This window comes from Myroides sp. N17-2, from assembly GCF_002286775.1.
Lineage (GTDB): Bacteria > Bacteroidota > Bacteroidia > Flavobacteriales > Flavobacteriaceae > Flavobacterium.
On record NZ_NSGJ01000032.1, the window covers coordinates 1 to 7,148 of the forward strand.

Annotated in this window: 5 protein-coding genes and 2 pseudogenes; 6 read left to right on the plus strand and 1 reads right to left on the minus strand. The window is 31.6% G+C overall.

Translation table 11 applies throughout. The features are described from left to right. The 4 genes from CF599_RS13045 to CF599_RS13060 all read left to right on the plus strand — a co-directional run. Positions 1-955: IS4 family transposase (locus tag CF599_RS13045; RefSeq protein ID WP_121966457.1), on the plus strand; the 955-nt coding region annotated here is incomplete at its 5' end. A gap of 306 nt (positions 956-1,261) precedes the next feature. Beyond that, entirely contained in the window at positions 1,262-2,275 is a 1,014-nt protein-coding gene (gene galE / locus CF599_RS13050; protein WP_121966458.1) for a UDP-glucose 4-epimerase GalE, read from the plus strand. Positions 2,276-2,700: 425 nt separating this feature from the next. Next, positions 2,701-2,874, plus strand: coding sequence for a hypothetical protein (locus tag CF599_RS19880; RefSeq protein WP_254050307.1), 174 nt, complete (start codon positions 2,701-2,703; stop codon positions 2,872-2,874). Positions 2,875-3,252: 378 nt separating this feature from the next. Beyond that, positions 3,253-4,215: an IS4 family transposase gene (locus tag CF599_RS13060; protein WP_254050308.1), complete on the plus strand. Its 963-nt coding sequence runs from the start codon at positions 3,253-3,255 to the stop codon at positions 4,213-4,215. Positions 4,216-4,290: 75 nt separating this feature from the next. Here the strand turns inward: CF599_RS13060 and CF599_RS13065 are convergent, their stop codons facing one another. Further along, the gene (locus CF599_RS13065; RefSeq protein WP_371514468.1) at positions 4,291-5,079 is read right to left on the minus strand and encodes a M15 family metallopeptidase; all 789 of its coding nucleotides are present in this window, start codon (positions 5,077-5,079) and stop codon (positions 4,291-4,293) included. 300 nt (positions 5,080-5,379) lie between these two features. Here CF599_RS13065 and CF599_RS13070 point away from each other — a divergent pair. Beyond that, positions 5,380-6,550: pseudogene (locus tag CF599_RS13070) on the plus strand (IS4 family transposase). Between the two features lie 289 nt (positions 6,551-6,839). After that, a pseudogene (locus CF599_RS13075) lies at positions 6,840-7,148 on the plus strand (transposase); the annotation flags it as partial.

Sequence of the window (7,148 nt, forward strand, 5' to 3'; positions counted from 1 at the left end):
TGGTATAGATAATGCACCTTCTAAATCATCAGTAAGTTTTCAGAATAAAAACAGAACTCATGAGTTATTTAAAGAGTATTATTTTACGTTACTACAAAGTTTAGGACAGCATCCTAAGTTTAAGCAGGTAAAGTTCCGTATCAAGTCCAAAATCTTACTTCTTGACTCTACCACAATATCCCTATGCTTGAGTATTTTCGACTGGGCAAAATACAAGACCAACAAAGGAGCTGTTAAAATGCATACACTACTTGATTTTGATGGTAACTTACCAGCTTACATCAACATAACAGATGGTAAAACAGCGGATAATAAAGGCGCTTACGACATTCCTTTACTCAAGGGCAGCGTTATAGTAGCCGATCGTTTTTACAATGATTTTAGCCTGTTAAACATTTGGGACAGCAAACAGCTCCACTTTGTAATTAGGCATAAGGACAACTTGAGATTTGAAACGATTAAAGAGTTAGAATTACCAGAAAACAGGCACCAACATGTTTTAAAAGATGAGATAATCATACTAACTAATACTAGGTCATCACAAGTATATTCTAGTAAATTAAGGCGTGTGGCGGTGTGGGATACTGAGAACGAGCAAGTCATTGAGCTCATTACAAATCAATTTACGTGGACTGCAAATACAATTAGCGAGCTGTATAAAAGTAGATGGATGGTAGAGATATTCTTTAGGGATCTTAAACAACTTCTACACATAAAATCCTTTGTAGGGACTTCAGAAAATGCCGTAATGATCCAAATTTGGACTGCCCTTATTACTATTTTAATACTAAAAGCACTACGAGCACAGGCTAAATTTGGTTGGCATCTATCGAATTTAGTTGCTTTTATACGACTAAATCTTTTTGTGAAGATTGAATTAGAAAAATGGCTAAATAATCCCTTAAATGAAGTGGAAAAACCGCCACCAAAACTCCAACAAGGGGTCCTATTTTAGATTTTACGGAAATATATCTTGTATCCTACTGAAGTGGGAGGATATTTTATGCCCGAAATTTATTTAGGACGCTATTGATAACAAATATAAAAACAACCTTACTTTTTCAGTGCCCTCACTTTAGGGTAGTGGTTTTTTTTTGTCTATATAGTATTATTGACCTATAGTATATTTCAAGGTAATAAATCTTAATTAGAGCTAAAGGCGCTTATTGCCTCAAAAAAGAGACAGTTTCAACAAATAGATATTGCGTTAAAAGTTAAAACGTTTATCTTTGAATTTAATATTGAAAAAGAACAAGAAAAGATGAAAATATTAGTTACTGGTGGTTTAGGATTTATAGGGTCTCATACGGTAGTAGAACTTCAAAATAAAGGGTATGATGTAATCATAGTTGATGACCTGTCTAATGCTACTATAAGTGTATTGGATGGTATTGAAAAAATTACTGGTAAGCGCCCTGAGTTTGTTCAATTAGATATTAGAGATTTAGCTGGTGTAAGTAAACTTTTTAGTAACTATAATGATATATTAGGTGTAATACACTTCGCTGCTTCTAAGGCAGTAGGAGAGAGTGTCGAGAGACCATTGTTATATTATGATAACAATCTTGTTCCTCTTATTAATCTCTTGAAAGAATTAGATAAGAAGGATAATAGTCATTTTATCTTTAGTTCATCTTGTACAGTTTATGGTCAAGCTGATGTTATGCCTATCACGGAGGATGCTCCAGTACAACAAGCAATGTCTCCTTATGGGAATACTAAACAAATAGGAGAGGAGATTATCACAGATGTAACTCGTGTGAGTAATATAAGTGCTATTTTACTTCGTTATTTCAACCCTATTGGAGCTCATGAGTCTACATTAATAGGAGAGCTTCCTAACGGGGTGCCTCAGAACTTGATTCCATTTATCACACAAACAGCAATAGGACTACGTAAGGAGTTGTCTGTTTTTGGTGATGATTATGATACTGTAGATGGTACTTGTATCAGAGATTATATACATGTAGTTGATTTGGCCAAGGCACATGTAGCTGCTTTAGATAGACTAATTAAGGGTGATAATATAGAGAAGGTAGAAACGTTTAATATTGGTACAGGGAAGGGATCTTCTGTTTTGGAGATTATTAATGCTTTTGAAAAGGTATCTGGTGTTAAACTTCCTTATAAGGTTGTAGCACGAAGAGAAGGCGATATCACACAGGCATATGCTGCTACTGATAAGGTGAACGAAATATTAGGGTGGAAGGCAGAATTGTCTTTAGAAACAGCTTTAAACAGTGCTTGGAAGTGGGAACAAAAAGTTAGGAAATAATTTTTATATAATTTTATTTTCTTTAATCTGAAACAAATTATTTATAATAAATAAGAAAAAAAAGAATTAGAATAAAGCAATAGAGCAGTAAAACAGTTTTAACAAATACCTTTTTACTATCGCTTAAAATAGACTCTATTGCTTTTTTATACAAAGCCTGCCAGTAATGGTGGGCTTTTTAGTTTGTCTGCCCAGCATGGGTGATAACTCTAGGGTGAAAGTACCAAACACGCCATTACAGTAGGAAATGTTAGCCGACAACAAGGGGGTCCATCGCCAGAAGGAATCTCTAAGCAAAGTCTTGACCTGAGCAGTAGAAACTATATATAAGGCTAGAAATGTCGGATAACGTTTAAGCATCCGAGTACAACTGTATATTTTATAAGTTAATGTAAGGTACTAAGTTTGCTTCAAATAATAAATAGATGAGTAAACAAGAAATCATGTACTCTCATGTAAAGGATTGGAAAGCAAGTGGATTAAACCAAGCGATTTATTGTGAAGAACAAGAATTAAAGTTACCGACCTTTAGTTACTGGATACAAAAATATCATAAACAGTCCCATCAAGATGAGAAAGGCAGTTTTATCGACCATTAGCAAAGCAGTTTCTTTTACAACAAAGGAGTATGAGATTATCTATCCTAATGGGGTTAAACTTCGGGTTCACACAGAAAATCTAAGTGAATTGTATTCTTTATTACAGCTTGGATAATGTTTAGTTTCTTAGTACACGACAAAATTATTAAATAGTTGATTTTAAGAAAAATAAAGGAAAGGATTGTTTGTAAAAAAGGCTGAAATTCAGTATGTTAAAGAATTATTTCTCACGTAATGCCTTTAAAAACGAACAACAGCCTAGAGTACAAAAATACAGAACTTCTAACAACTATAAAAGCCAATTTTAAAGGTAAATTAGGGTTAGCTAGGATCCGACTTATTTGTTTCTTTATCGTCTCTCTATGCAAAGTAAAGTCTGTGAATTTTTCTAAAGTATCAACTGGATTTAACAATTGGGCAGAAACAAGTAGTAACTATAGGCGTATTCAACGTTTTATGTCTTGCGTCGATTTGAAATTGGAATGGTTTTCAAGACTTATTTTTGCACTTATACCTAATGAAGAATCATATGTTCTTGTGATGGATCGCACCAATTGGAAGTTTGGAAAACAAGATATAAATATCTTAATGTTAGGTATAAGTTATAAGAATATGTGTTTTCCAATATTGTTTAAAATGTTAGATAAACGAGGTAATTCAAATACAAATGAGCGAAAAGATCTCATCAATACTTTTATTGATTGGTTTGGTAAAGATTGTATTGATTGTGTATTAGCTGATAGAGAATTTGTTGGAGAAGATTGGATTAGCTATCTAAATGATAGGCAGATTAAATACTACATCCGTATTCGAAATAACTTTAAGGTTTACCTGCCTAGTAAACAGAAAGAAATAACGGCTTCTCATCTATTTAATAACTTAAAACCTGGTCAAACAAGGCAATATCACAAGATTGTTAGAATTCATAATCAGCTATGTTATATCTCTGGAACAAAAGTGATAACAGATGGTAAAATAGGCTTTTGTATAATCATAGGCTTTAATAAACCAGAGAAAGCTTTAGATACTTATAAAATAAGATGGCAGATTGAAACTTTGTTTAAAGCCTTCAAGTCTAGCGGATTTAATATAGAAGATACACACTTACAAAAAATCGATAGGCTTGAAAAACTAGTCATGTTAGTGATGATTGCTTTTGTATGGTGCTATAAGATTGGAGACTATATTGACGCTATTAAACCTATCACAATCAAGAATCAGGGTAATAGGCTTATTAGTGTCTTTAAACTTGGACTTGACTATCTATCAAGATTATTGCTTTTTAAAAATGACCATAATCCTTTAAATATCAATTGCTTTAGTTTTTTGTCGTGTACTTAGGTTTAGTTTAAGTAGTTCCCATCAATTCTATTTGTATAAATCAGTCTGTGATATGCACAAGAGTCAAATACTGTATTATAATAATTGAGCAATTTCAAAATGCATTCCATCTTTTCTACTAAAATGACCTCCCCAATAAAAACCATATTGATGAGCCAAAGGAACTAACTCTCGGATAGATCCTAGCATACCTAAGGCTATTGGTTCTCCATTAAATGGATTCCATTGCATGTTTATATCAAAGGCGATACCAAAACAATGCTTAGACAGTACGGTTTTAGAACCTCTAACTAATCGAGAATTAAAACTTCCACCATAACTAAGTAATAAAGATAACATACCTTGTTTTTCTATTTCATTAAAAAAAGCTCGTAATTGTTCAGCTGCTTTACGATGAAAACGCACTATTTTATTAGCTCCATGAAATGTCCTTACTAACTGTGGTATTTCTACTTGTATAATATTTTTAGTTTCAAAATCATTTAAAATAATGACATTTTCAGGATTATTTTTTATAGGATTAGAACTATATAAAATTTCTCCAAATTTCTCCAATAATAGTTGATTTGATTCTATAGATGAGAATTTAGGTTTTAAAGGAAAGCTTTTTTTTTGATTATTTAAAAAGACCATCCCATCTTTATATGCTTCTAACCAAGTTTGGTTTCCTATACGTCCATCTGGTTCTAATTTTTTGTATTGCTGATATTCTTTTATTGATAACAAAAGACTTAAGTCATAATGATCATCAACACAACCTTTATAAGAACCAATGATTTTTAAGAATTTTTTCCATTGTACAATTGCAGGATTATTTGTATTGGGACTTAGTAATTCGATTTTCTTAATTTGATTTGGGTAAATTAAAAAGGGTTAAATAAGTTTTTTTATAGAGTCTTATTTACTCTATAAAATTCAAAAACATCCTATAGGTCTTGGAAACAAATCAAGCTATATACTTTAAGGATTATAACTAATTAAAATATTGAATTAACAATAATAGTCTTCTATGTAGAAGAACAATATAATCAAAAAAATTCAATTACACAAAAAATATATATTAAATCAATAGCGTCCTAAACGTTTAAAAAAAGGCACAAAAAAAGAGAGTAAATTAAGGATCTCAAATTATCTTTGAGTTGCACACCAAAAAACACACTCTCTATGACAAATGTTGCTTTATTTTCTCAAAATAATCCAAAAACTAGATCGTTCAAAGTTTAAGAAAATAGTAAAGGAAAGGCAAACAGATAAACACAACAAGGGTTTTGATAGTTGGAATCATTTAATCTCTATGTTATTTTGCCATTTTTCTCGAAGTAAATCTGTTCGTGATATTAGTAATGGACTTCGCTCTGCTACGGGAAATCTAAACCACCTTGGTATAGACAAAACACCATCAAAATCATCTGTTAGTTATCAGAATAAAAACAGAGATCATGAACTCTTTAAAGCGTACTATTTTGCTTTGCTTGAAAGTTTAGGACAGCATCCCAAGTTTAAGCAAGTCAAGTTCCGAATCAAGTCAAAAACCTTGTTGTTAGACTCCACAACAATATCGCTGTGTTTAAGCATCTTTGATTGGGCAAAATACAAGACCAGTAAAGGAGCAGTTAAAATGCATACACTCCTTGATTTTGATGGGAATTTACCTGCTTATATCAATATCACTAATGGTAAAATAGCTGATAATAAAGGGGCTTACGACATCCCTTTACTGAAAGGCAGTGTAGTAATTGCTGATCGGTTTTACAACGATTTTAGTTTATTAAATGTTTGGGACAGCAAACAAGTATTCTTTGTGATTAGACACAAGGACAACTTGAAATTTGAAACTATTAAGGAATTAGAGCTTCCAGAGAACAGGCATCAAAATATCCTAAAAGATGAGCTAATTAGTTTAACTAATACAAGGTCACAGCACATATATCCGAAGGAATTAAGGCGTGTAGCCATGTGGAATGAGCAAAATAATCAAGTTATTGAGCTCATTACTAATCAATTTAATTGGACTGCAAATACTATAAGTGAGTTGTATAGAAGTAGAAGGATGGTAGAAATATTCTTTAGAGATTTAAAGCAGCTACTACATATCAAATCTTTTGTAGGAACATCTAAAAATGCTGTAATGATACAAATTTGGACAGCACTAATTACTATTTTAATACTAAAAGCATTGCGAGCACAGTCCAAATTCAAGTGGCATTTATCAAATTTAGTCGCTTTTATAAGACTTAACCTCTTTGTCAAGATTGAACTACAAAGATGGCTGGATAATCCACTAAATGAGGTAGAAAAACCTCCTCCTAAACTACTGCAAGGGGTTCTTTTTTAAAATTTAGCAAATATAGCATCGTATCCTACTAAAGTGGAAGGATATTCTATGCTCTAAATTTATTTAGGACGCTATTGATATTAAAACTTATTTTATAGCAGAATAATCTATATGAATCTCTAAAAACTTTATGTATCTCCGTTTAGTGTCATATTGATAATTTATAGGTTAAAGGAACTGATCATGTAAAAACATAACTAGTTAATATACAGTAATTGTAAAAAATGGTATTATTGAGTTATCAAATTAACTTCCGTACATTAGTATCTTAAAAATCAATAGTATGTAAATTTTTAAGGGTCAAAACATTCTGAACTTAGTATAAAAGAACTACCAGATGATGAATCTTGTAAAGCTTATTTAAGTAAAATAAAGTGGTCAAACGGTTTTACTTGTGTAAAATGTGGTCATAAAAAAGGTTGCTTAAAAACTAATCATTCTTACTATTGTTATAACTGTGAACATGTTGAGAGTTCAACTGCTAATACTTTATTTCATAAAGTTAAGTTTGGTTTACATAAAGCGTTTATGATTGTATTTGAGATGACAACTTCTAGTCAAAGCATCTCTAGTATTCAAATGGGTAAACGTTATGGTA